General features: G+C 70.0%; 22 protein-coding genes. 10 read left to right on the top strand and 12 right to left on the bottom strand.

What is annotated here, in order from left to right; genetic code table 11:
- Positions 1–9: 9 nt before the first annotated feature.
- The 4 genes from PGB34_RS14710 to PGB34_RS14695 all read right to left on the bottom strand — a co-directional run bounded on the left by PGB34_RS14710 (position 10) and on the right by PGB34_RS14695 (position 3,677).
- On the bottom strand, positions 10–648 hold the full coding sequence (locus PGB34_RS14710; protein WP_271428822.1) for a PqiC family protein: 639 nt from the start codon (positions 646–648) through the stop codon (positions 10–12).
- The gene (locus PGB34_RS14705) at positions 645–2,306 is read right to left on the bottom strand and encodes a PqiB family protein (RefSeq protein ID WP_271428821.1); all 1,662 of its coding nucleotides are present in this window, start codon (positions 2,304–2,306) and stop codon (positions 645–647) included. Before PGB34_RS14705 ends, PGB34_RS14710 begins: the two co-directional genes overlap by 4 nt.
- Positions 2,299–2,919 carry a paraquat-inducible protein A gene (locus PGB34_RS14700; RefSeq protein WP_271428874.1) on the bottom strand — a complete coding sequence of 207 codons (621 nt, stop codon included), beginning with the start codon at positions 2,917–2,919 and terminating at the stop codon, positions 2,299–2,301. The genes PGB34_RS14705 and PGB34_RS14700 overlap by 8 nt, the downstream gene beginning before the upstream one ends.
- A 104-nt stretch (positions 2,920–3,023) precedes the next feature.
- The gene (locus PGB34_RS14695; RefSeq protein WP_271428820.1) at positions 3,024–3,677 is read right to left on the bottom strand and encodes a paraquat-inducible protein A; all 654 of its coding nucleotides are present in this window, start codon (positions 3,675–3,677) and stop codon (positions 3,024–3,026) included.
- Between the two features lie 144 nt (positions 3,678–3,821).
- Here PGB34_RS14695 and PGB34_RS14690 point away from each other — a divergent pair, with 144 nt between their 5' ends.
- From PGB34_RS14690 to PGB34_RS14680, 3 genes are all read left to right on the top strand, one after another.
- Complete coding sequence (locus tag PGB34_RS14690) at positions 3,822–4,424, top strand: DUF2239 family protein (RefSeq protein WP_271428819.1); 603 nt, start codon at positions 3,822–3,824, stop codon at positions 4,422–4,424.
- A gap of 149 nt (positions 4,425–4,573) precedes the next feature.
- Entirely contained in the window at positions 4,574–5,872 is a 1,299-nt protein-coding gene (locus PGB34_RS14685; protein ID WP_271428873.1) for an MATE family efflux transporter, read from the top strand.
- A complete protein-coding gene (locus PGB34_RS14680) occupies positions 5,839–6,516 on the top strand; it encodes a glutathione S-transferase N-terminal domain-containing protein (RefSeq protein WP_271428818.1) in 678 nt (225 codons plus the stop codon). The genes PGB34_RS14685 and PGB34_RS14680 overlap by 34 nt, the downstream gene beginning before the upstream one ends.
- On the opposite strand, the gene PGB34_RS14675 is transcribed toward PGB34_RS14680, so the two are convergent.
- From PGB34_RS14675 to PGB34_RS14665, 3 genes are all read right to left on the bottom strand, one after another.
- A complete protein-coding gene (locus PGB34_RS14675; protein WP_408647896.1) occupies positions 6,513–7,940 on the bottom strand; it encodes an MFS transporter in 1,428 nt (475 codons plus the stop codon). The two genes, PGB34_RS14680 and PGB34_RS14675, sit on opposite strands and share 4 nt — an antisense overlap.
- A complete protein-coding gene (locus PGB34_RS14670; RefSeq protein WP_271428817.1) occupies positions 7,937–9,142 on the bottom strand; it encodes a multidrug effflux MFS transporter in 1,206 nt (401 codons plus the stop codon). The genes PGB34_RS14675 and PGB34_RS14670 overlap by 4 nt, the downstream gene beginning before the upstream one ends.
- 86 nt (positions 9,143–9,228) lie before the next feature.
- The gene (locus PGB34_RS14665) at positions 9,229–9,645 is read right to left on the bottom strand and encodes a hypothetical protein (protein WP_271428816.1); all 417 of its coding nucleotides are present in this window, start codon (positions 9,643–9,645) and stop codon (positions 9,229–9,231) included.
- 252 nt (positions 9,646–9,897) lie between these two features.
- On the opposite strand from PGB34_RS14665, the gene PGB34_RS14660 reads away from it, so the two are divergent.
- Both PGB34_RS14660 and PGB34_RS14655 read left to right on the top strand, forming a co-directional pair.
- Positions 9,898–10,467 carry a hypothetical protein gene (locus PGB34_RS14660; RefSeq protein WP_271428815.1) on the top strand — a complete coding sequence of 190 codons (570 nt, stop codon included), beginning with the start codon at positions 9,898–9,900 and terminating at the stop codon, positions 10,465–10,467.
- Entirely contained in the window at positions 10,464–11,672 is a 1,209-nt protein-coding gene (locus tag PGB34_RS14655; RefSeq protein ID WP_271428814.1) for a PrsW family intramembrane metalloprotease, read from the top strand. Before PGB34_RS14660 ends, PGB34_RS14655 begins: the two co-directional genes overlap by 4 nt.
- A 1-nt stretch (position 11,673) precedes the next feature.
- On the opposite strand, the gene PGB34_RS14650 is transcribed toward PGB34_RS14655, so the two are convergent.
- From PGB34_RS14650 to PGB34_RS14630, 5 genes are all read right to left on the bottom strand, one after another.
- Positions 11,674–12,252, bottom strand: coding sequence for a methylated-DNA--[protein]-cysteine S-methyltransferase (locus PGB34_RS14650; protein WP_271428813.1), 579 nt, complete (start codon positions 12,250–12,252; stop codon positions 11,674–11,676).
- 85 nt (positions 12,253–12,337) lie between these two features.
- Positions 12,338–13,549, bottom strand: a complete 1,212-nt coding sequence (locus tag PGB34_RS14645; protein WP_271428812.1) for a branched-chain amino acid ABC transporter substrate-binding protein — start codon at positions 13,547–13,549, stop codon at positions 12,338–12,340.
- Between the two features lie 175 nt (positions 13,550–13,724).
- On the bottom strand, positions 13,725–14,420 hold the full coding sequence (locus PGB34_RS14640) for a hypothetical protein (protein ID WP_271428811.1): 696 nt from the start codon (positions 14,418–14,420) through the stop codon (positions 13,725–13,727).
- Positions 14,417–14,869 (bottom strand): DNA polymerase III subunit chi, encoded by a 453-nt coding sequence (locus tag PGB34_RS14635; protein ID WP_271428810.1) that lies wholly within the window; start codon positions 14,867–14,869, stop codon positions 14,417–14,419. The genes PGB34_RS14640 and PGB34_RS14635 overlap by 4 nt, the downstream gene beginning before the upstream one ends.
- Positions 14,866–16,407 carry a leucyl aminopeptidase gene (locus tag PGB34_RS14630; protein WP_271428809.1) on the bottom strand — a complete coding sequence of 514 codons (1,542 nt, stop codon included), beginning with the start codon at positions 16,405–16,407 and terminating at the stop codon, positions 14,866–14,868. The genes PGB34_RS14635 and PGB34_RS14630 overlap by 4 nt, the downstream gene beginning before the upstream one ends.
- A gap of 21 nt (positions 16,408–16,428) precedes the next feature.
- Here PGB34_RS14630 and lptF point away from each other — a divergent pair, with 21 nt between their 5' ends.
- Genes lptF through PGB34_RS14605 form a run of 5 tightly spaced genes read left to right on the top strand, consistent with a single transcriptional unit; the run spans position 16,429 to position 21,233 of the window.
- On the top strand, positions 16,429–17,520 hold the full coding sequence (lptF, locus tag PGB34_RS14625; RefSeq protein WP_271428808.1) for an LPS export ABC transporter permease LptF: 1,092 nt from the start codon (positions 16,429–16,431) through the stop codon (positions 17,518–17,520).
- A gap of 46 nt (positions 17,521–17,566) precedes the next feature.
- On the top strand, positions 17,567–18,676 hold the full coding sequence (gene lptG, locus PGB34_RS14620) for an LPS export ABC transporter permease LptG (RefSeq protein WP_271428871.1): 1,110 nt from the start codon (positions 17,567–17,569) through the stop codon (positions 18,674–18,676).
- A gap of 10 nt (positions 18,677–18,686) precedes the next feature.
- Entirely contained in the window at positions 18,687–19,082 is a 396-nt protein-coding gene (locus PGB34_RS14615; RefSeq protein ID WP_271428807.1) for a sirohydrochlorin chelatase, read from the top strand.
- 43 nt (positions 19,083–19,125) lie between these two features.
- The gene (locus PGB34_RS14610) at positions 19,126–20,067 is read left to right on the top strand and encodes a CysB family HTH-type transcriptional regulator (RefSeq protein WP_271428806.1); all 942 of its coding nucleotides are present in this window, start codon (positions 19,126–19,128) and stop codon (positions 20,065–20,067) included.
- Positions 20,064–21,233 carry a pyridoxal phosphate-dependent aminotransferase gene (locus PGB34_RS14605; RefSeq protein WP_271428805.1) on the top strand — a complete coding sequence of 390 codons (1,170 nt, stop codon included), beginning with the start codon at positions 20,064–20,066 and terminating at the stop codon, positions 21,231–21,233. The genes PGB34_RS14610 and PGB34_RS14605 overlap by 4 nt, the downstream gene beginning before the upstream one ends.
- The last annotated feature ends 95 nt before the right edge of the window (positions 21,234–21,328 follow it).

Genomic DNA, 21,328 nt, shown 5'->3' with positions numbered 1-21,328 from the left:
CGGGCTTCATCAGCCCTGCTGGCAACGCAGCGCCGCGCCGCCCTGCAGCGCCGCGATCTGCTGCGCCAGCGCCTCGGCCGCGCGGGCCGTGAGCCGCTGTGCGCCCTGGGCCACGGCCTCCATCTGCGCGCCGACCGGCTCGCTGCCGCTCCAGCCGCAGGCACCTGCATCGCTGCCGTCGGGCCGACGCAGCCGCCATTGCAGCCGCGCACTCACCTGCTCGGCGGGCACGGCATCGAAGGCCTGCACCTGCACGCTCGCGCGCCACACGGTCTGGCCCTGCACGCGGCCGGCGCGGCTCACGTCGGCCGCGCCCAGCCGCTGGGCCACCGCGGCAGACAGTGCGTCGCGCAATTCCTGTTCGAAGGAGGAGGCCCAGCGGTGCTGCTCCAGCACCTGCAGCTGCGCCACGTCGGCGCCGCCGCGGCGCAGCACCATCTGCGGCCGGGCCAGGCGCTCGGGCACGGCCACGGGGCCGATCTCGATGGCCAGGCCGGGCTGGGCGGGGGCCGGTGCGGCCAGGCCTGCCGCAGGTGGCGGCGCGCTCAGCGTGTAGTAGCGGTCAGGGTCGCTGGCACAGCCGGCCAGCAGCACCAGGGCCGCCACGCTGCCCAGCCCGAGGCGGGCGCGCGAAAAGAGAACGTTCATGGGCGAGGGTCCTTGGGCTTGCCGCGCAGCAGTGATTCGGGATGGCGTTCGAGGTAGTCGGTCAGCACCCGCACGGAGGCCGCCGTGCGCGAAAGCTCCTGCAGCGTCTGGCGCAGGTCCTGCTGCAGCGGCGCGTCCTCGGCCAGGGTCCGGCCGGCGGTGTCGATGGTCTTGCGCGCGTCCTTCAGCGCGGCGGCGATCTCGGGCGTCACGTCGTTGCGGATCGCGGCCACCGTGCTTTCGGCGCTGGTCAGGGTGCTGTTGAGCGTGGCCAGCGAGCGCCGCACGTCGGCCGCCAGTTCCTCGAAGGGAATGCGGTTGATCTTGGTGGCGATCTCCTGCACCTGCGACTGCAGCTCGTCCAGGCTGTTGGCCACCGTGGGCAGCTCGATGGGCGTCTGCTCGGTGTCCACCTTCACGGGCTTTTCCTTGGGGAAGAAGTCCAGCGCCACGTAGATCTGGCCCGTGAGCAGGTTGCCCGTGCGCAGCTGCGCGCGCAGGCCGCGCTCGATCAGGAAGCGCAGCCGCTCGGCCTGCGTGAAACGCGACTCGGGCAGCGGCTCGCCGGTGTTGTTCAGGTCGGCGCGGCGCAGCCGGTCGGGGTAGACCGTGACCAGCACCGGCATGCGGAACTCGCGCTCGGCGCGGTCGAACTGCACGCCGATGGACTTGACCTCGCCGATCACCACGCCGCGGAAGTCCACCGGCGCGCCCGGCGAGAGGCCGCGCAGCGACTGGTTGAAGTACATCAGCAGGGTCTGCGAGGGGCCGTCGGGCGCCTTCATGGCGGCGGTCTCGTCCTTGGCCAGGACGAAGCTGGTGTCGGCCTCGGCCAGCGGGCCCGAGAGGTCGTCGGGTGCCTGGAAGGCGATGCCGCCCAGCAGGATGGAGGCCAGCGACTGGGTGCGCAGCATCACGCCGCTGGCGCCCACCTGCACGTCCAGGCCGCTGGCGTGCCAGAAGCGCGTGTTGACGCCCACGAATCGGTCATAGGGGGCGTTGACGAAGGCACGCAAGGTCACGCCCTTGCCGTCCTCGTCGAGGTTGAAGGAGGAGATCTGCCCCACCTTGATGCGGCGGTAGTAGACGGGCGAGCCGATGTCCAGCGAGCCGATGTCGCGCGCGCGCAGCGTGAACTGCTTGCCCTGCGCATCGCGCGTGACGATGGGTGGCAGCTCCAGCCCCTCGAACTCCTCGCTGGTCTCGGCCGCCACGCCCGCGTCGGCGCCGATGTAGGCGCCCGAAAGCAGCGTGCCCAGGCCCGAGATGCCGGAGGTGTCCAGCCGGGGGCGCACCACCCAGTAGCGCGCGTCTTTCGCGGTGAAGCCCTCGCGCGCGTCCTTGTCGAGCTGGACCCGCACGCGCACGTGCGAGCGGTCGCGCGCCAGGCGGATGTTCTGCACGGTGCCGATCTGCACGTCCTTGTACTTCACGCTGGTCTTGCCCGCCTCCAGCCCTTCGGCGGTCTTGAAGGTCAGCACGACTTCGGGGCCACGGTTCCAGAGGATCCTGGCCACCAGCGTCACGCCCACCAGCGCGGCCACGATGGGGATCAACCAGATCAGCGAGGGCACCCAGTCGCGGCGCCGCACCACGCGCGGCTCGGCCATTGCGGGAGGTGCTGCAGGAGGGGATTGAGGCTGTTCTTCTTCAGTCATTCGCAGTCGGTGAAGGCGGCGGGGATTCTCTCAAAGGCAGGTCCCAGCTCAGCCGGGGATCGAAGCTCAGCGAGGCCAGCATGGTCAGCACCACCACCGCGCCAAAGGCGGCAATGCCCACGCCGGCCTCCACCACGGCGAAGCCCTGGATCTGCACCAGCCCGGCCAGCAGTGCCACGACGAAGACGTCGAGCATGGACCAGCGGCCGATGAACTCCAGCAGCTGATACAGCCGCGCCCTTTCGCGCTGGCGCCAGTCGCTGCCGCTCTGGGCCATCGCCACCAGCACGAACAGTGCCGCCAGCTTGAACAGCGGCACCAGGAAGCTGGCGGTGAAGATCAGCGCCGCCAGGCCGTAGGAGCCGCTGACCCAGAAGAAGATCACGCCGCTGAGGATGGTGTCCTGCTGCGTGCCGAACAGGCTCTTGGTGATCATCACCGGCAGCAGATTGGCCGGCAGGTACATGATGACGGCGGCGATCAGCAGGGCCCAGGTGCGCTGGATGCTGTGCGGCTTGCGTGCGTGCAGCGTGGCGCCGCAGCGCCCGCAGCGCGCGCCCTCGTGGGCATCGCGCCACACGGCGTTGCAGCGGTGGCAACTGATCAGGCCCATCTGCCCGGCCGTCAGCGCCTCGCCCTGCGCGGGCGCCACCGCGGTGTAGGGCGTGGCCTGGGCGGCCAGCGCGTCCAGCCGCGCCTGCAGGCGTGCGCTGCGCCTCACGCCATGCCTTTCATCTCGTCGGCCTCGCGCACGTCCTGCTGCGTGGGGCCATCGAAAGCCAGCTCCCAGAAACCGCGCGGGTCGAAAGACACCACCACCGTCAGCAGCACCGTGAGCCCCACGAAAGCCCACAGCGCAGCGCCGGCCACCACCGTCGCCATGCCGGAGAGCTTGATGATCGCCACCAGCACGCCCAGCAGGAACACCTCGACCATGCCCCAGGGGCGCAGCGCCTGCAGCAGGCCCACCAGCGCCGCAAAGCCCGGCGGCCGCGTGCCGCGCGCCAGCGGCACCAGCAAATAGCACAGCACGCTCAGCTGCACGAGCGGGAACAGCAAGGTGGTGGCCAGCACCAGCAGCGCCACTTCCGACATGCCCTCCCCCGCCAGCGTGAGCACGGCGCCGGCGAGCGTGGTCTGGCTGTGCAGGCCCTGCAGCTCGATCTCGACGATGGGGAACAGGTTGGCGATCGCGAACAGGATCAGGCTGGCCACCGCCAGCGGCAGCAGTCGACGCTGCTGCATGCCCGCGTGGCGCGCCAGCTCGGTGCCGCAGCGCGCGCAATGCGCGATCTCGCGCGGGCGCAGCGCGGGCCGTCGGTAGACCGCATCGCAGCCTTCGCACACCACCAGTCCGTTGACTTCTTTCATGTGCGCGGGATTTTGCGCGATGCAACAAGCACCCTGCCCGCAGCCGCGGCGTCGGCTGACGCGCGCGCTGGTCTTTTGTGAGCAGCTACTTATTTTGCCCGGATGGATTGATTAAAAATATTTGGCCCGGGTAGAATTTGAATCATGTCTACAGACACCTCTTCCGACCCTCCCTCCGAGCCTCCTGCGCCTTCGGTGCTGATCGCCTTCGCGGGCCATCGGCGCATTGCCACCGGCACGCGCGACGAAGTGCTGGCCGTGCTGCGAGCGCAGGCGGACGGCGCGACCGCCGTCGTGTTCGAGCAGGACAGCGGCACCCGCGTCGAGCTGGACCTGCGCCCCGAAGGCAGCGGGCCCGAGCACGCGCCCGACGAAGCACCCGCGCGCGGCGTGGGCCGGCCCAAGCTGGGCGTGGTAGCGCGCGAAGTGACGCTGCTGCCGCGCCACTGGGACTGGCTCAGCCGCCAGCCCGGCGGCGCTTCGGTGGCGCTGCGCCGGCTCATCGACGAGGCCCGGCGCAACTATGCGGAGCGCGACAGTGTGCGCGCCGCGCGCGAAGCCGCCTACCGCGTGATGAGCCTGCTGGGCAGCGAGCTGCCGGGCTTCGAGGAAGCCTCCCGCTCGCTCTTCGCCGGCGAGCGCGCGCGCTTCGACAGCTACGTGAGCGACTGGCCCGCCGACCTGGCGCAGTACGTGCGCCAGCTGGCCGAGCCGGGCTGGGACGCGAGCACGCCGCCGTCGGCCTGAGCACGCGCATGCCCTCTTCTGCTGCAAAGGCCGCGGCCGTGCCAGGCCGCGCCAACGAAGCCATCGCGCCGCCTGCCGAAGGCACGACAACGCATGAGCGCCACGGCCAGCGGCCGCTGTGGCAGACCTTCCTGTTCTTCCTCGCGCCCATGCTGCTGGCCAACATCCTGCAGTCGCTGTCGGGCACGCTGAACAACGTGTTCGTGGGCCAGATGCTGGGCGTCAACGCGATGGCCGCGGTCTCCAGCTTCTTCCCGGTGATGTTCTTCTTCATCGCCTTCGTGATCGGCCTGGGCGCGGGCAGCTCGGTGCTGATCGGCCAGGCCTGGGGTGCGCAGGATGCCGCCAAAGCCCGTGCCATTGCCGGCACCGCGCTGAGCGTGACAGTGCTTTTCGGCCTGCTGATCGCGGTGCTGGGCGGGCTGTTCACCGACGTGCTGCTGCGCCTGCTGGGCACGCCGGCCGACATCCTGCCCGAGGCCACGCGCTACGCGCGCATCATGCTGGTGGCGATGCCGGGGCTGTTCGTGTTCCTGCTGGCCACCTCGCTGCTGCGCGGCGTGGGCGACACCATGACGCCGATGTTCACGCTGCTGATCTCCACCGGCGTGGGGCTGCTGCTCACGCCGGCCCTGATCCGCGGCTGGTTCGGCCTGCCGCCCCAGGGCGTGGCCAGCGCGGCCTGGGGGTCGGTGGCCGCCTTCGTCGTCGCGCTGCTGTGGATGGGCCGGCACCTGCGCCACAAGCGCAGCCCGCTCGCGCCCGACGCGCGGCTCATGCCGCACCTGCGCATCGATGCGGCCCTGCTGCGCAGCGTGCTGCGCGTGGGTGTGCCCACGGGCGTGCAGATGATCGTGGTGGCCGGCGCCGAGCTGGCGCTGCTGACCATGGTCAACGACTTCGGCGCACCCGCCACCGCCGCCTACGGCGCGGTGAACCAGGTGGTGGCCTATGTGCAGTTCCCGGCCATCTCGATCGCCATCACGGCCTCCATCCTCGGTGCGCAGGCCATCGGCGCAGGCCAGGTGCAGCGGCTGGGTGCCATCACGCGCACGGCGCTGGGCATGAACCTGCTGCTCACGGGCAGCCTGGTGGGGCTGGGCTACCTGTTCTCGCGTCCGCTGATGAGCCTGTTCATCACCGACCCTGCAGTGATCGAGATCGCCCAGCGCCTGCTGCACATCATGCTGTGGAGCCTGGTGATCTTCGGCATGGGCTCGGCCCTGTCGGGCATCATGCGCGCCAGCGGCACGGTGCTGGTGCCCACGCTGATCTCGGTGCTGTGCATCGTGCTGATCGAGGTGCCGGTGGCCTGGTTCATGAGCCGCCGGATCGGGCTGGACGGCGTGTGGATCGCCTACCCGGTCTTCTTCGGCTGCATGCTGGCGCTGCAGGCGGCCTACTACCGCTTCGTATGGCGCAAGAAAGCGATTCGCCGCCTGGTCTGAACGGCCGGCCCGTGCTCTATTCCTTTCGCCGCTGCCCCTATGCGATGCGGGCGCGGCTGGCGTTGCTGGCCAGCGGCCAGGCCTGCACGCTGCGCGAAGTGGTGCTGCGCGACAAGCCCGCGGCGCTGCTGGCGGCTTCGCCCAAAGGCACCGTGCCGGTGCTGCAGCTGGCCGACGGGGTGGTGATCGACCAGAGCCTTGACATCATGCGATGGGCGCTCGCACGCCAGGACCCGCTGGGCTGGCTGGTGGGCGACGGCGAGGCGATGCAGGCCCTGATCGCGCAGTGCGATGGCCCCTTCAAGCAGGCCCTGGACGCCTACAAGTACCCCGAGCGCCATCCGCAGTGGGCGCCGGGTGCTGCGCGCGACGCGATCGCCGCGCAGGCCGCGGCCCTCGATGCGCGCCTGCAGTCGCAAGCCTTCCTGTTCGGGCCGCAGGCCCGCCTGGCCGACGTGGCATGGATGCCCTTCGTGCGCCAGGCCGCGCAGGTGGATGCAGCCTGGTTCGGCGCGCAGCCCTGGCCGCGCCTGCAGGCCTGGCTGCAGCAGTGGGTGCAAAGCCCGCTGTTCGAGCGCGCGATGCGCAAGCTGCCGCCCTGGCAGCCGGGGCAGCCCGACGAGGTCTTCGCCTGCGCCAGTTAGCGAACGCGCAGCACGCTGAACACGCCCGCCGCGAGCGCGCACACGGCCGCCAGGCCCAGCGCGATCAGCGGCCCCTGCCCCGCCTGCGGCGGCCAGAGGCTGAAGATGCCCGCCAGCAGCACCGCCCCCAAGGTCTGGCCCGTGAGCCGCGCCGTGCCCTGCATGCCGCTGGCCGCGCCGCTGCGCGACAGCGGCGCCGAACGCACGATCGTGTGGTTGTTGGGCGACTGGAACAGCGCAAAACCCACGCCGCACAGCGCCAGGCGCCAGACCATGGACAGGTCGCTCGCCCCGTCGGGCAGCAGGGCCAGCAGCGACAGGCCGAAGGCCATCAGCACCATGCCGGCACCACCCATCAGCCCGTCGGGCACGCGACCGATCAGCCGCGCCACCACCGGCCCCATGGCCACGATGGCCAGCGGCCAGGCCGTGATCAGCAGGCCCGCCTGCAGATGCGAGCGGCCCCAGCTGTCCAGCAGCAGGAAGGGCAGCGAGAGATAGGCCAGCGTCTGCGCCGAGAAGGCACTGACGGAAGCGCCCATGGACAGCGCGAACACGGGGATGCGCAGCAGATCGACCGGGAACAGCGGCGCCACGCGCCTGCGCTGGCGCTGCACGTGCACCGCGCCCACCAGCAGCCCCGCGGCCAGCAGCGCCAGCCCGTCCAGCGGCAGCGCGGCGGCGCCTGCATCGCGCACGGCCAGGCGGTCGGCGCCCAGGAAGATCAGCGCGAACATCAGCACGTTGAGCAGCACGTCCAGCGGCGCGATGCGTGCGCCCGGCGCGGCGCGGCTCACGTTGGGCGGCAGGGCACGCCGGCCCAGCAGCATCACCAGCAGCCCCAGCGGCAGGTTGAGCGCAAAAAGCCAGGGCCAGTCCGCCACCGACAGGATGGCTGCCGCCACCGTGGGCCCGGCCACCGATGCGGTGGCCACCACCATCGAATTGATGGCCATGCCGCGACCCAGTTGCCCGGGCGCAAAGATCAGCCGCACCAGCGCCGCGTTCACGCTCATCACGCCGGCCGCGCCCAGGCCCTGCAGCGCACGCGCGGCGATCAGCAGCTCCAGCGAGGGCGCCACCATCGCGCCCAGCGAGGCCAGTGCGAACAGCGCCATGCCGCACAGGTACACGCGGCGGTAGCCGATCAGATCGCCCAGCGTGGCCAGCGGCAGCAGCATGACCAGCGTGGCGATCTGGTAGGCGTTGACCACCCAGATCGCATGCGGCGCCGAGGCCGAGAAGCTGCGCGCGATGTCGGGCAGCGCCAGGTTGAGGATGGTGCCGTCGAGCACCGCCAGCGCGATGCCCAGCACCAGCACGCCCATGGCGCGCCAGCGCTGCGCAGCGGGCAGACCTTGCTGGGGCACCTCCGCCAGGGAGGCGCTCACTGGGGTGCCTTCGGACGGCCGGGCGCCGCTCATGCGGCCGCGACCGCGCGGCCGCGCCAGCCCAGCGTGCCCAGGGCGGTGGCCAGCGACAGCAGCGCGCAGATGGCCATGCCCGTGACCATGGGCAGCGGCCGGCTGCTGGCCACCAGGCCGATCAGCGCCATGGCCGCGGCGCCGCCGAGCATCTGCAGTGTGCCCATCAGTGCCGACGCGGTGCCCGCGATGGCGCCATGCGCCTCGAGCGCCAGCACCGCGGTGGTGGGCACCACCTGCCCCATGAAGGCACTGGCGCAGAAAAACAGCACGATCAGCACGGCCAGCGAATCGCCGCCCGCGGCGAAGAACAGCCACATCGCCGCCACCAGCAGGGCCGAAGCCAGCGCCGAAAAGCGCACCAGCGGCACCAGGCCGAAGCGCCGGCCCAGCAGGCCGTTGAGCTGTGCCGCGCCGATGAAGGCCGCCGCATTGAGCGCAAAGGCCAGACTGTACTGCGTGGGCGTCAGGCCATAGTGCTCGATCATCACGAAGGAGGAGTTGGCCAGGTAGGTGAAGAAGCCCGCCATGCCGAAGCCGCCGATGGCCACCAGGCCGAGGTAGTGCCGGTCGCGCAGCAGGTGCGCGTAGGCGCGCCAGGCCGCACCCAGGCTGCTTTGCACGCGCGCCTCGGGGCCGCGGGTTTCCTGCAGCGAACTGGCCATCAGCGCCATGCCGGCCAGCGCCGCCACGGCCACGGCCCAGAACACGGTCCGCCAGCCGGTCCAGGCGATGACGGCGCTGCCCGCCAGGGGCGCCAGGATGGGCGAGACGCTGAAGACCAGCATCAGCAGCGACATCAGCCGGGCCGCATCCACGCCGGTGTGCAGGTCGCGCACCACGGCGCGCGGCACCGCCATGCCCGCGGCCGCGCCCAGCCCCTGGATGAAGCGCAGCGCCACCAGCACATGGATGTCGGTGGCCAGCGCGCAGCCCACGCTGGCCAGCGCAAAAAGGCCCAGGCCGAAGTACAGCGCAGGCTTGCGGCCCAGCATGTCCGACACCGGCCCGTAGACCAGCTGGCCCAGGCCGATGGCCACGAAAAAGACCGTCAGGCTCAACTGCACGGTCTGCATGTCGGCCCCCAGGTCGCGCCCGATCAGCGGCAGCGCGGGCAGGTACATGTCGATGGCAAAGGGGCCGATGGCCGAAAGAAGGCCCAGCACCAGCGCCAGGCCCAGGAATCGCGGGGAAGAACTCATGGCCGGATTGTCGCCAGCGCCCGCCGCCCGCGCTGCGGCGGCTGCGGCTGACCGTGCCCGCTGCTCGGGCAAGGGCGCGCGCCGGCTCAGCTCTCGGGCTCGGCGGGTTGCGCGGGCGCTGCTTCGGCTGGGCGGGCCGAGGGTGCCAGCGCCTGCAGCACGCGCAGCACGCTTTCATTGGCGGTGCCCAGCCGGCGCAGGCCGCCCTGCACGGCCGCCGAGGCCTGCGCGTCCTGGGATTGCAGGGGGGCCAGCTGTGCCAGGCGCTCGAGCTTGCGCGGTATCTGCTCGATCAGCGCCAGGGCGCGCTGGCGCTGGCGTTCGCGCTCGGCAGGGTCGGCGCCTTCATCGTCGTCGGGCTCGATGAGATCGGCATGGGCCTGCCGGGCAGCCTCGGACAGGTCCTCGGCGTCGGCGCGCGTCCACGCCTGCATCACCTCCAGCATCATCAGAAGCTGCAGGCTGTTCAGCGCAGTCAGCCGTACACGCTCGAGCAAGCCCAAGGTCCGCCTCCGAGGTCGATTCCATGCATCGCCAGCTCCCTGGTTCTGCGCAAGCCCCATGCGGCGAGGCCTGCCCGTCGTTGTTGTTGTGGTCGTGCGCCGCAAGCCCATTGCATGGCGGCTTTGGCGGCGATCCATCTTAGGCATTTTGTTAACGCTTCCCAAGAGGGTTGAGCGGCCCGGGCGCGCTCCGGCTGGATCTGCGCCGGCTCAACAGGGCATCCGTCACAGCGGCTGTGGCACGATCCGCGCATGCTCGAACCCACCCGCCGCATTCCCTACCGCACCTGGCCGGCCAGCCTGGCCATCGTGGCGAGCATCGCGGCCTATGTGGGCGGCCTGCAGCTGTGGGACCGGCGAACGCCCGCGATGCGCGCGCTGCCGGCCGAGCAGATGCTCTCGGTGGGTCAGGCCCGCTTCGTGCCGGCGCCCGAGTGGCGGCTCGACGTCGCGCGCTCACGCGCAGGCCAATCGCTGGTGCTGATCAAAAGCGGCCATACCTTCTCGGTCAGGACCGCGCGCTGGATCGGCGGACCCGAAGGGCCGCTGGACCGCCAGCAGCGCATGATCGAGTACGGCGAGCGGCTGCGCATCGAAGGCCAGGTGACGGACTTCTACACCGACTGGGGGCTGCAGGGCATCACCTTCGCCTACTACGGCCCCAAGCTCAGCGGACGCTTCTGGCAGATGGTGGATCCGGCCCGCCAGTCGCTGGTGCAGGTGGATTTCTACGGCCCCAACGACGATGCGCTGGCGGCCTCCGCAGCGCTGGACGATGCGCGGCGCATGCTGGCCTCCATGGACCTGGAGGCTTCCTCGTGAACGCGCCTGCCCATGCGCTGGGCGCGCCGGCCAGGCCGACCGAATGGCCCATCGGCACCGACGCTTTCTTCCAGCCGCGCCGCGCCGCCTTCTGGCTGCTGGCGCTGTGGCTGGTCAACGGGCTGTTCTACACCCTGGCGCTCTTTGCCACGGGCTTCAGGGTGGTGCCCATCGCGGCGGGCCTGGGCCTGGTGGTGTGGAGCCTGTACACCCTGGCCTTCGTCGCGCTGTTCCGCGCGCTCGATCTGCTCGAGCATCTGCCCACCGAAGCCTATGTGCTGGCCTTCGCCTGGGGCGGCCTGGGCGCGGTGCATCTGGCGCTGCCGGCCAACGGCGCCATCCAGAGCCTGACGGCCAAGCTGATCTCGCCCGAGTTCGCCGCCGTCTGGGGACCGGCGCTGGCCGGCCCCATCACCGAGGAGTTCCTCAAGCTGGTGGGCGTGCTGCTGCTCGTGCTCGTGGCGCGCAACCAGTTCCAGACCGAGCTGTCGGTGCTGGTGGTCGGCGCCATGGCCGGGCTGGGCTTCCAGGTGGTGGAGAACCTCAGCTACACCGTGCGGGCCGCCCTCACCTTCCCGCTGGACAACCAGTGGCTGCCCGTGCTGCTGAACCTGGGCACGCGCGGCCTGCTGGCCGGCCTGTGGACGCACGCCGCCTACACCACGCTGGCCGCCTACGGCGTGGCCTGGTACCTGCGCCACACCGAACGCAGCCTGGCCACGCGCCTGGCCGTCGCCGGCCTGTGCTTTGGGCTGGCCTGGTTCATGCACTTCTTCTGGAACTCGCCCTGGCTCGAAGACCGCTTCAGCGAAGGCCCGCTCGGGTTGACGCTGCTGCTGATCACCAAGGGCCTGCCCGTGCTGGCCGCGGCCGCCATGGTGTGGCGTGCCGCGGCGCGCGAAACCGGTGCCCATCTGCACAGCCTGGCCTCGTGGTTCGTGCCCGAACGCGAACTGCTGCGTGACGACGAGTGGCGGCGCCTCGGATCACCCCTGGAGCGCTGGCGCGTGCGCCGCGAGTTGGGGCGCCAGCACGGCCGCCGCGCGCGGCGCCTGAAGACGCGGCTGCAGCGCGAGCAGTTGCGGCTGGTGATGAAGGCCGGCACCCATGGCCGGGGCGCCCACACCCTGCGCCATGAAGTGGCGATCCGGCGCATCCGCGCCAAGCTCGATGCCGTGCTTCTGGCCCAGGCTGCGCCGCGCTGATTCAGAACAGCTGCGCCTGCCCGCCCGGCTGCGCGCCTTCGATGGCCAGCATGCGCAGCTTCAGCGCCACGCCGCCCGGCGCCGAAAAGCCGCCCTGCCAGCCGCGCGCGCCCATCACCCGGTGGCAGGGCACGACGGGCGCAAACGGGTTGGCGCCCAAGGCCTGGCCCACCGCGCGGGCCAGCGTCTTGTCGCCCAGCTCTTCGGCGATGTCGCCATAGGTGCGCACCTGCCCGGGTGCGATGGCGCGTGCGGTTGTATAGAGGCGCAGCTGGAAGTCGCTGAGGCCGCCGGGGTCGAGCACGATCTCGCGCAGATCGCGCGGCTCGCCCGCCAGCAGGGCCTGCACGCCTTCGACGGCGCTGGCCACCGCGGTCGGCCATGCGGCGGGCTCGCATTCAGGCAGGCTCGCAAACTCGCGCGCAAACCTTGAGCGCAGGCGCTGCGCGCTGCCGTCGGCCTCGGGCAGGCGCACGCAGCGCAAGCCGCGCGGGCCCCAGGCCAGGCCGCAATGCCCGACGGCGGTGGCAAACACGGCCCAGCCCGCGGCAGTGGCACAGGGGTTGACGGCGTCGTTCATCGGTGCGGTGCGTGGGTGCGCGGCGGTAGAAGAAAAAAAGAAAAGGGCCCGAAGGCCCTTTCCATTTTGCAGCGGTCGCCGGGAATCAGCGCACCACGGCCAGCTGCGTGCGTTGGCCACCCTTGTAGGTGTACAGCGTCAGCGCACCGCCCTTGATGTCACCCTTCTCGTCGAAGGTGATGGGGCCGGTCAGGCCCTTGTGGTTGACCTTGCCCACCTCGGGCAGGTACTTCTCGGGATCGGCCGAGCCGGCCTTTTCCATGGCAGCGGCCAGCACCTGCACCGCGTCATAGACGTAAGGCGCGTAGATCTGGACGTCGACGCCGTTCTTTTCCTTGAACTTGGCCTTCCAGGTGTCCAGCGGCGCCTTGAAGTCGCCGTCCACACCGCCGGCTTCGGCGCACACCACCATCTCTTCGCCGATGGCATCGCCGGCCAGCTTGGCCAGCTCGCCCGTGCACAGGCCGTCGCCGCCCATGAACTTCACGTTCAGGCCCAGCTGCTTGACCTGCTTGAGCATCGGGCCGCCCACGGCGTCCATGCCGCCGAAGAACAGGATGTCGGGGCTCTGGCCCTTGAGCTTGGTCAGGATGGCATTGAAGTCGGTCGACTTGTCGGTCGTGAACTCGTGGCCCACGATGGTCGCGCCGGCTTCCTTGGCTGCCTTGGAGAACTCTTCGGCCACGCCCTGGCCGTAGGCCGTGCGGTCGTCGATCACGGCGATCTTCTTGCCGTTGAGCGTCTGCACGGCGTAGCGGCCCAGCGTGCCGCCCAGCTGCGTGTCGTCAGCCACGACGCGGAAGGTGGTCTTGAAACCCTGGCGCGTGTACTTGGGGTTGGTGGCCGAAGGCGAAACCTGCGGGATGCCGGCATCGCTGTACAGCTTGGAGGCGGGGATGGTGGTGCCCGAGTTCAGGTGACCGACCACGCCGTTGACCTTGCTGTCGACCAGCTTCTGGGCGACGGCCGTGCCCTGCTTCGGATCGCCGGCGTCGTCTTCTGCCAGCAGCTCGAACTTGGCGACCTTGTCGCCGATCTTCACGCCCTTGGCATTGAGGTCCTCGATCGCCATCTTGGCGCCGAGCTCGTTGTCCTTGCCCAGGTGGGCGATGGGGCCGCTGACGGGCCCCACGTGGCCGATCTTGACCACGAGGGTCTGGGCAGCAGGAGGTGCGGCCGGCGCGGGCGCGGCGGCGGTCGGCGCAGGCGCGGCTGCAGGTGCCGCAGCTTCTTCCTTCTTGCCGCATGCCACCACCGAGAGAGCAGCCAATGCGACCGCAGTCCATTTCAATTGCATGGAAAACCTCCAGAAACTTGAAGAACAAGAGTTGAGTGAACCGGTCTTCGTGACCGGGGCCTTCGCATGGAGCAAATTCCAGGCCGGAGGTCCCGGACTGGCGCCCCTCGCGCCGTCCCGACCTGAAATTCAGTTTAGCCCAAGCATGGTGCGCGACTGCCCCTCAGACCGCGTCTCAGACACCAGGGTTTCCCGGGGGCTCGGAGAGTTCGTGCGCCATCGCTTCGACCACCAGTTGACGCAGCACGGCTTCGACTTCCTGGCGCAGCCTGGGGATCATGGCATCCAGCTGCTGCTGCACGGCCAGGGACACGGCATCGGTGAGCCGTTCTTCCAGCGACAGGTCCATGCGCTGCAGCACGCGATGCAGCAGCTCTTCTTCGATCCGGAAGGCGTCGGCCTCTTCACGCACCGGCAGGGCCTTGAAGCTGGGCGCTGCCGTTGGCGGGGCTGCGTCCTGCGGCGGCGGGGGCGCGACGGGAGCCGTGGGCGCAGCAGGCTCGAACACGGTCTCGAGCACGGGCAGCGAGGCCGGCTTCACGGGCGGTGGGGCATTGACCGGCGAAGGCACCGGCGCGCGCACTACGGGCTGCTGCACGTTCGCGGATTCCCACGGCGCGGAGGCCTGCCGCAACAGGGTCGGCGGCAGCGTCTGCGCGGCCGGCGGCGGGAGCGCGGCTGGCGGGGCTGCTGCACCGCTGCCGGCCGGCAGGTCCAGCGAAGGCAGGGCCGCCAGGTCCGGCATGAGTGGGGCCGGTCCGGCAGCGGGCGCAGCCGCCGGCGCGCCCTCTTCCTGCAGGTCGACCACGGCCGTCAGCGTGGGCACGAAGCGAGGCGGCTGACGCGAGGAGGAAGGCCCGTCGCCGCTCATCCGCTGCTCCTGGCCGCGCCCAGGTCATGGCGCGTGATGGTGTAGCCGCGGGACTGGTAATGGCGCCAGCGCTCGCGGCCCGCTTCGCGCTCCTGCGGTTCCAGGCCCACCACGTCGATCAGGCGTTCGAAACGCTCGAAACCCGTCGGCGTGGCCGTGCCCAGGTTGACCATCACCTCATGGTGCGGCAGCGCGGCGGAAGCCGCCTGCTGCGGCTGCAGCAGCACCACGGGGCTGCGCGAGAGCACGGCCGGCGCCGCCGACGCATCGCAATGGGCGATGAAGTCGCCGGGCGAGAAGGACCACAGCGCTTCGTCCAGCGTCTGCAGCAGCGGCGGCTCGGCCACCACCACCACCTTCGCGCCCGCGCCCATCACGGCCTTGCGAAGCAGGCGACAAGCATGGCCGACCTTGTCGCCGGCGTTGAAGTGGACGTCGATGCCCGTCACGCGCGACGGCCGGCGCGGCCGCCCTTGCCTTCGGGGGCTGCCGTGGCGGCGGACCTGGCTTGCGCGCTGCGCGCTTTTTTGGGGCGCGCTGCGGCTGCGTCCTGCTGCGAGAGCAGGTACTGCAGCAGCAGGCCCACGGGCCGGCCCGTGGCGCCCTTGGCCGCGCCGCTCTTCCAGGCCGTGCCGGCGATGTCCAGGTGCGCCCATCGCAGGTCGGCGGTGAAGCGCTGCAGGAACTTCGCCGCGGTGATGGCGCCACCCGCGCGGCCCGCCACGTTGGCCACGTCGGCGAAATGCGTCTTCAGGCCTTCGCCGTATTCGTCGTCCAGCGGCATGCGCCAGCAGCGGTCCTGCGCCTGCTCGCCAGCCGCCTGCAGGGCCTGCGCGAGCGAATCGTCGCCGGAGAAAAGGCCGCTGCGCACGCCGCCCAGCGCGATCACGCAGGCACCCGTGAGCGTGGCGATGTCGACCACCGCCGCGGGCTTGAAGCGCTTGGCGTATTCCAGCGCGTCGCACAGGATCAGCCGGCCTTCGGCATCGGTGTTGAGCACCTCGATGGTCTGGCCGTTCATGCTGGTGACCACGTCGCCGGGCTTGAGCGCACGCCCGTCGTTCATGTTCTCGCAGGCGGGGATCAGGCCGATCACGTTGACGGCCGGTTGAAGCTCGCCCAGCGCGCGGAACACGCCCAGCACGCTGGCTGCGCCGCCCATGTCGAACTTCATCTCGTCCATCTCGGCCGCGGGCTTGAGCGAGACGCCGCCGGTGTCGAAGGTGATGCCCTTGCCCACCAGCACCTGCGGCGCCACGTCCTTGGCCGCGCCCTGGTAGCGCAGCACGATGAAACGCAGCGGCTCGGCCGAGCCCTGGGCCACGGCCATGAACGAGCCCATCTTGAGCGCAGCCACTTCCTTGGGGCCCAGCACTTCGCAACGCACGCGCGGGGCCTTGGCCAGCGACTGCGCGGCATCGGCCAGCATCGTCGGCGTGCAATGGTTGCCCGGTCGGTTGGCCCATTCCTTGGCGAATTCGACGCCGCGCACGGTGGCCACGGCCGTGGCCAGGGCGGGCTGCAGCGCCTTGGCATCGGCCACGCCCAGCGTCAGCTGGCGGATGCCGCGCGGCTCGGCCTTGCTGCGGGTGGTGGTGTAGACGTAGCTCGCATCGGCGCTGGCGACGACGGCCGCATGCAGCGCGGCAGCGTCGGCGGCGCCTGCCAGCACCAGCGCCACGCGGCGCGGCTGGGCGGCCAGCGCTGCCTGTGTACCGGCAAGGGTTGCGGCGCGGATGTCAGCGGGCGAGCCTTCGCCGGCATGCACGGCCCACACACGCGGTGCGGCCACGCCGGCCGGCCTGTACAGCGCCAGCAGCTTGCCGGCGCGCTCGCCCAAGTCCTTGGCCGCGCGGGCGGAATGCAGGATCCGGCTCAGTGCGTCGCTGCCCTCGAGCGGCTCTGCGCGCGGCACCAGCACCACCAGTGCATCGGTCTTTTCGGCGGCGGCCTGCGCCAGGCTGAGGGTCTTGAGTTGAAAGTCCATAATCTCGCTTTTCCCTCGACGATGTTATTCCATTCCTCTCTACGCAAAGAGCTCTCGCGCAGCTTCGGCGCGACGCTCGTGGTCCTGGCAACCATCGTCATGACCATCATCCTGATCCGTACGCTGGGGCTGGCGTCGCGCGGTGGCGTGAACCCGTCCGAAGTGTTCCTGGTGATGGCCTACACGCTGCTGGGCTACATGCCCACCATCCTGAGCCTGAGCCTGTTCATCTCCATCGTGGGCACGCTCTCGCGCATGTACCGCGACAGCGAAATGGTGATCTGGTTCGCCAGTGGCCGCGGGCTGGGCGATTTCCTGCGTCCGCTGCTGAGCTTTGCCTGGCCGGTGCTGCTGCTGATCGGCGCGCTGGCGCTGGTGGGCTGGCCCTGGGCCAACGCGCAGACGCAGGGCATGCGCGCGCAGTACGAACAGCGCGGCGACCTCGACCGCGTGGCGCCCGGGCAGTTCCAGGAATCGTCGGGGCGCAACCGCGTCTTCTACATCGACAAGAACAGCGCCGACGCCAGCCAGGCCTCGAACGTGTTCATCTCCTCGCTCGAGCGCAACATGGAGATCGTGACCTCGGCCCAGCAGGGCACGGTGGAGACCGAACAGGGCGTGCGCTACCTGATGCTGCGCAACGGCCAGCGCATCGAGAGCCCCTTCGACCGCTCGGGCCTGAAGATCAGCGAGTTCCAGACCTACGGCTCGCGCATCGGCGATGGCGGCGGCATCGGCAGCAACGGCCCGTCGCCGCGCGCCACGCCTTCGCTGGGCCTGATCGGCAACCCCACGCCGCCGAACCTGGGCGAGCTGGGCTGGCGCGTGGGGCTGATGCTGGCCGGCGCCAATTTCGTGCTGCTGGCGTTGGTGGTCTCGGGCGTGAACCCGCGCGTGGGCCGCAGCGCCAACCTGATCTTTGCGCTCTTCTTCTTCGCCGTGTACTACAACCTGCTGAACCTGGGGCAGAACTGGGTGGGCTCCGGGCGCGTGCGCATGGACCTGTTCCTGCTGCTGCTGCACGGCGGCGTGTTCGTCATCACGCTGATCTGGCTGGGCCAGCGCCACAACAACTGGCGCCTGCTGCCGCGCCTGCGCGGGGCTTCGGCATGAGCCGCCTGCGCCACCACGCCGAATCCGGGAGGCCCGCGCCATGGGCATGAGCACCATCCGCCGCCTGATCTACCGCGATGTGCTGCGCTCCATCGCCTTCGTGACGCTGGGCTTTCTGTGCCTGTTCTTCTTCTTCGACTTCGTCGACGAGCTGGACGCCGTGGGCAAGGGCCTGACCGACGCCTACCGCATGCCGCAGGCGCTGGCCTATGTGCTGCTGCAGATTCCTAGCCACCTGTACGAGCTGCTGCCCATCGCGGTGCTGATCGGCACCATCTTCGTGCTCTCGAACCTCGCGCGCAGCTCGGAATTCACCATCCTGCGCACCAGCGGGCTGGGGCCCTGGCGGGCCTTGCGCATGCTGCTGGTGCTGGGCTCGGCCTTCGTGGTCATCACGGCGGCCGTGGGCGACTATGTGTCGCCCTGGGCCAGCCGCACGGCCCAGTTGCTCAAGTCGCAGCACCAGGGCTACCTGCTGTCGGCCGGCCTCACGGGCGGCTGGCTGCGCGAGACGCGCGAGACGCGCACCTTCGCCGTCAACATGCTGTCCATCGAGCAGGACGGCAGCATCAAGCAGCCGCGCATCTTCGAGTTCGACGAGCGTGGCTTTCTGGTGTCGCAGACCAACGCGGCCAGCGCCGGCATCGGGCCGGAGGGCTGGCTGCTCAAGGATGCGCGCCGCCAGGAGTTCCAGACCCGCAACCCCGACGGCTCGGCGCACGTGACCATCACGGAGCTGCCCTACTACGCCTGGCACAGCACGCTGACGGCGGACATGGTGTCGGTCGCGCTGCTGCGGCCCGAACGCATGAAGACGCTGGACCTGTTCGAGTACATCGGCCACCTGGAGGCCAACGGCCAGGACGCGCAGCGCTACGAGATCGAGTTCTGGCGCAAGGTCTTCTACCCGCTGTCCTGCCTGGTGATGGTGGTGCTGGCCTTGCCCTTCGCCTACCTGCACTTCCGCCAGAGCGGCATCGCGGGCTACGTGTTCGGCGGGGTGATGATCGGCATCAGCTTCTTCCTGCTCAACAACGTGTTCGGCTACATCGGCAACCTGCGCAACTGGCTGCCGTGGATCACGGCGGCTGCGCCCGGCCTCATCTATTCGCTGCTGTCGCTGGGCGCGTTCGGCTGGCTGGTGCTGCGGCGCTGAGGGCCGGGCCATGACCCACGCCATCGTGTTGCTGGCCCATGGCTCGCGCGACCCGCAGTGGCGCGAGCCCGTCGAGGCCGTGGCGCGGCGCATCCGCGAGCTGGCACCCGAACGTCCGGTGCGCTGCGCCTACCTGGAGCTGGCCACGCCCGACCTTCAGACCGCCGCCGCCGAACTGGTGGCCGACGAAGGCGCGCGCACGCTGCAGGTGCTTCCCCTGTTCCTGGGCATGGGCCACCATGTGCGCGAAGACCTGCCGCGCCGCGTGGCCCAGCTGCAGGCCCGTTTTCCCGACGTGCCGGTGCGCCTGCGCCCCGCCGTGGGCCAGCATGCATGGCTGCTGGAAACGCTCACGCGCATCGCCTTGCAGGACGATTCCACGCCCCCGGGTGAAGAGCAGCCTTAGATTTGAATGACATAATGATTCACAATTTTTTGATGAATCAGTTATGAATCTTCATCAGTTCAAGTTCGTCCAGGAAGCGGTACGCCGCAACCTCAACCTCACCGAGGCAGCCAAGGCGCTGCACACCTCCCAGCCGGGCGTCTCCAAGGCGATCATCGAGCTGGAAGAGGAACTGGGCATCGAGATCTTCGCGCGCCACGGCAAGCGGCTCAAGCGCATCACCGAGCCGGGCCAGCACGTCATCGCCAGCATCGACCTGATCATGCGCGAGGTGGGCAACCTCAAGCGCATCGGCGAGCAGTTCAGCGCGCAGGACAGCGGCACGCTTTCCATCGCCACCACCCACACCCAGGCGCGCTACGTGCTGCCCGTGCCCGTGGCGCGGCTGCGCGAGGCCTACCCCAAGGTCAACGTCAGCCTGCACCAGGGCTCGCCCGACCAGGTGGCGCGCATGGTGCTCGACGAGGTGGCCGAGATCGGCATCGCCACCGAGTCGCTCGACAACTATTCGGACCTCGTCACCCTGCCCTGCTACGAATGGCAGCACGTGCTGGTGCTGCCCAAGGAACATCCGCTGGCCGCCAAGGAGCGCGTGACGCTGGAGGACCTGGCCACCGAGCCGCTGATCACCTACCACCCCTCCTTCACGGGCCGCACGCGCATCGACCATGCCTTCGCGCAGAAGAAGCTCGCGCCACGCATTGCGCTGGAGGCCATCGACTCCGACGTGATCAAGACCTATGTGCGGCTGGGCCTGGGCGTGGGCATCGTGGCCGAGATGGCGGTGCGCGACGACGGCAACGGCGACCTCGTCGTGCGACCCATGGGCCAGGTCTTCGGCCAGAACATCGCGCGCGTGGCCTTCAAGCGCAGCGCGTACCTGCGCAACTTCGTCTTCAAGTTCGCCGAACTTCTTTCCGACCGGCTGGATCGCCACCTGATCGCCAAGGCCCTGGCCGGCCATTCCAACGACTACGAGCTATGAGCCTTTCTCTTGCGGCACGCACCCCCGACCCCGGCACCAGGCTGCCGAACGTGGGGACCACCATCTTCACCGTGATGTCGGCCCTGGCGGCCGAGAAGAACGCCGTGAACCTGGGCCAGGGATTTCCGGACTTCCACTGCGACCCGGCGCTGACCGAAGCCGTGACGGCCGCCATGCAGGCCGGCCACAACCAGTACCCGCCGATGCCCGGCATTGCGGCGCTGCGCAACGCCATCGCGTCCAAGATCGAGGCGCTGTATGGCCGCAGCTACGACCCGAACGCCGAGATCACCGTCACGGCCGGCGCCACGCAGGCCATCATCACCGCCATCCTCGCGCTGGTGCGGCCGGGCGACGAGGTGATCGTGCTGGAGCCCTGCTACGACAGCTACGTGCCCAACATCGAACTGGCCGGCGGCACGGTGGTGCGGGTGCCGCTGGTGCCCGGCAGCTTCAGGCCCGACTTCGACCGCATCGCAGCGGCGCTCACCCGCCGCACGCGCGCCATCCTCATCAACACGCCGCACAATCCCAGCGCCACCGTGTGGACCGCCGAAGAGATGCGCCAGCTCGAGGCGCTGCTGGCGCCCACCGACGTGTTCGTGATCAGCGACGAGGTCTACGAGCACATGGTCTTCGACGGCGCCGCGCACCAGAGCGCCGCGCGCTTCCCGAGCCTGGCGGCGCGCAGCATCCTGGTCAGCAGCTTCGGCAAGACCTACCACGTCACCGGCTGGAAGGTGGGCTACGTGGCGGCGCCGGCCGCGCTGATGGCCGAGTTCCGCAAGGTGCACCAGTTCAACGTGTTCACCGTCAACACGCCCATGCAGCATGCGCTGGCCAGCTACATGGCCAATCCCGCGCCCTACCTGGAATTGCCCGCCTTCTATCAGCGCAAGCGCGACCTGTTCGCGCAGGGCCTGGCCAGGACGCGCTTCAAGCTGCTGCGCAGCGAAGGCACCTACTTCCAGTGCGTGGACATCTCGGCGGTGAGCGACCTGAACGAAGCCGACTTCTGCCAGTGGCTCACGCGCGAGGTGGGCGTGGCGGCGATCCCGCTGTCGGCCTTCTACGGCAACGGCTTCGACCAGCGCGTGGTGCGTTTTTGCTTCGCCAAGAAAGACCAAACGCTGCTCAGCGCGCTGGAGCGGCTGGCCCGCCTCTGACACGGCGCCCCGCCCGGCCCTGACGCCCCGCAGCGCCCTGCACCCGCGAGCCGCACCCCGGCCGCGGCGCACCATGGCTGCCATCGTTCACTGAC

Source organism: Xenophilus arseniciresistens (assembly GCF_028023875.1).
GTDB classification, from domain to species: Bacteria; Pseudomonadota; Gammaproteobacteria; order Burkholderiales; family Burkholderiaceae_C; genus Xenophilus; species Xenophilus arseniciresistens.
Note: the sequence above shows the minus strand (reverse complement) of the source record. Positions and strands in the feature narration are given on the sequence as shown.

Excerpts from the sequence above, each read along its gene's own strand:
- PGB34_RS14710 (WP_271428822.1), bottom strand. The coding sequence starts at position 648 with ATGAACGTTCTCTTTTCGCGCGCCCGCCTCGGGCTGGGCAGCGTGGCG.
- PGB34_RS14705 (WP_271428821.1), bottom strand. The coding sequence starts at position 2,306 with ATGACTGAAGAAGAACAGCCTCAATCCCCTCCTGCAGCACCTCCCGCA.
- PGB34_RS14700 (WP_271428874.1), bottom strand. The coding sequence starts at position 2,919 with ATGGGCCTGATCAGTTGCCACCGCTGCAACGCCGTGTGGCGCGATGCC.
- PGB34_RS14695 (WP_271428820.1), bottom strand. The coding sequence starts at position 3,677 with ATGAAAGAAGTCAACGGACTGGTGGTGTGCGAAGGCTGCGATGCGGTC.
- PGB34_RS14690 (WP_271428819.1), top strand. The coding sequence starts at position 3,822 with ATGTCTACAGACACCTCTTCCGACCCTCCCTCCGAGCCTCCTGCGCCT.
- PGB34_RS14685 (WP_271428873.1), top strand. The coding sequence starts at position 4,574 with ATGCTGCTGGCCAACATCCTGCAGTCGCTGTCGGGCACGCTGAACAAC.
- PGB34_RS14680 (WP_271428818.1), top strand. The coding sequence starts at position 5,839 with ATGGCGCAAGAAAGCGATTCGCCGCCTGGTCTGAACGGCCGGCCCGTG.
- PGB34_RS14675 (WP_408647896.1), bottom strand. The coding sequence starts at position 7,940 with ATGAGCGGCGCCCGGCCGTCCGAAGGCACCCCAGTGAGCGCCTCCCTG.
- PGB34_RS14670 (WP_271428817.1), bottom strand. The coding sequence starts at position 9,142 with ATGAGTTCTTCCCCGCGATTCCTGGGCCTGGCGCTGGTGCTGGGCCTT.
- PGB34_RS14660 (WP_271428815.1), top strand. The coding sequence starts at position 9,898 with ATGCTCGAACCCACCCGCCGCATTCCCTACCGCACCTGGCCGGCCAGC.
- PGB34_RS14650 (WP_271428813.1), bottom strand. The coding sequence starts at position 12,252 with ATGAACGACGCCGTCAACCCCTGTGCCACTGCCGCGGGCTGGGCCGTG.
- PGB34_RS14645 (WP_271428812.1), bottom strand. The coding sequence starts at position 13,549 with ATGCAATTGAAATGGACTGCGGTCGCATTGGCTGCTCTCTCGGTGGTG.
- PGB34_RS14640 (WP_271428811.1), bottom strand. The coding sequence starts at position 14,420 with ATGAGCGGCGACGGGCCTTCCTCCTCGCGTCAGCCGCCTCGCTTCGTG.
- PGB34_RS14630 (WP_271428809.1), bottom strand. The coding sequence starts at position 16,407 with ATGGACTTTCAACTCAAGACCCTCAGCCTGGCGCAGGCCGCCGCCGAA.
- lptF (WP_271428808.1), top strand. The coding sequence starts at position 16,429 with ATGTTATTCCATTCCTCTCTACGCAAAGAGCTCTCGCGCAGCTTCGGC.
- lptG (WP_271428871.1), top strand. The coding sequence starts at position 17,567 with ATGAGCACCATCCGCCGCCTGATCTACCGCGATGTGCTGCGCTCCATC.
- PGB34_RS14615 (WP_271428807.1), top strand. The coding sequence starts at position 18,687 with ATGACCCACGCCATCGTGTTGCTGGCCCATGGCTCGCGCGACCCGCAG.
- PGB34_RS14610 (WP_271428806.1), top strand. The coding sequence starts at position 19,126 with ATGAATCTTCATCAGTTCAAGTTCGTCCAGGAAGCGGTACGCCGCAAC.
- PGB34_RS14605 (WP_271428805.1), top strand. The coding sequence starts at position 20,064 with ATGAGCCTTTCTCTTGCGGCACGCACCCCCGACCCCGGCACCAGGCTG.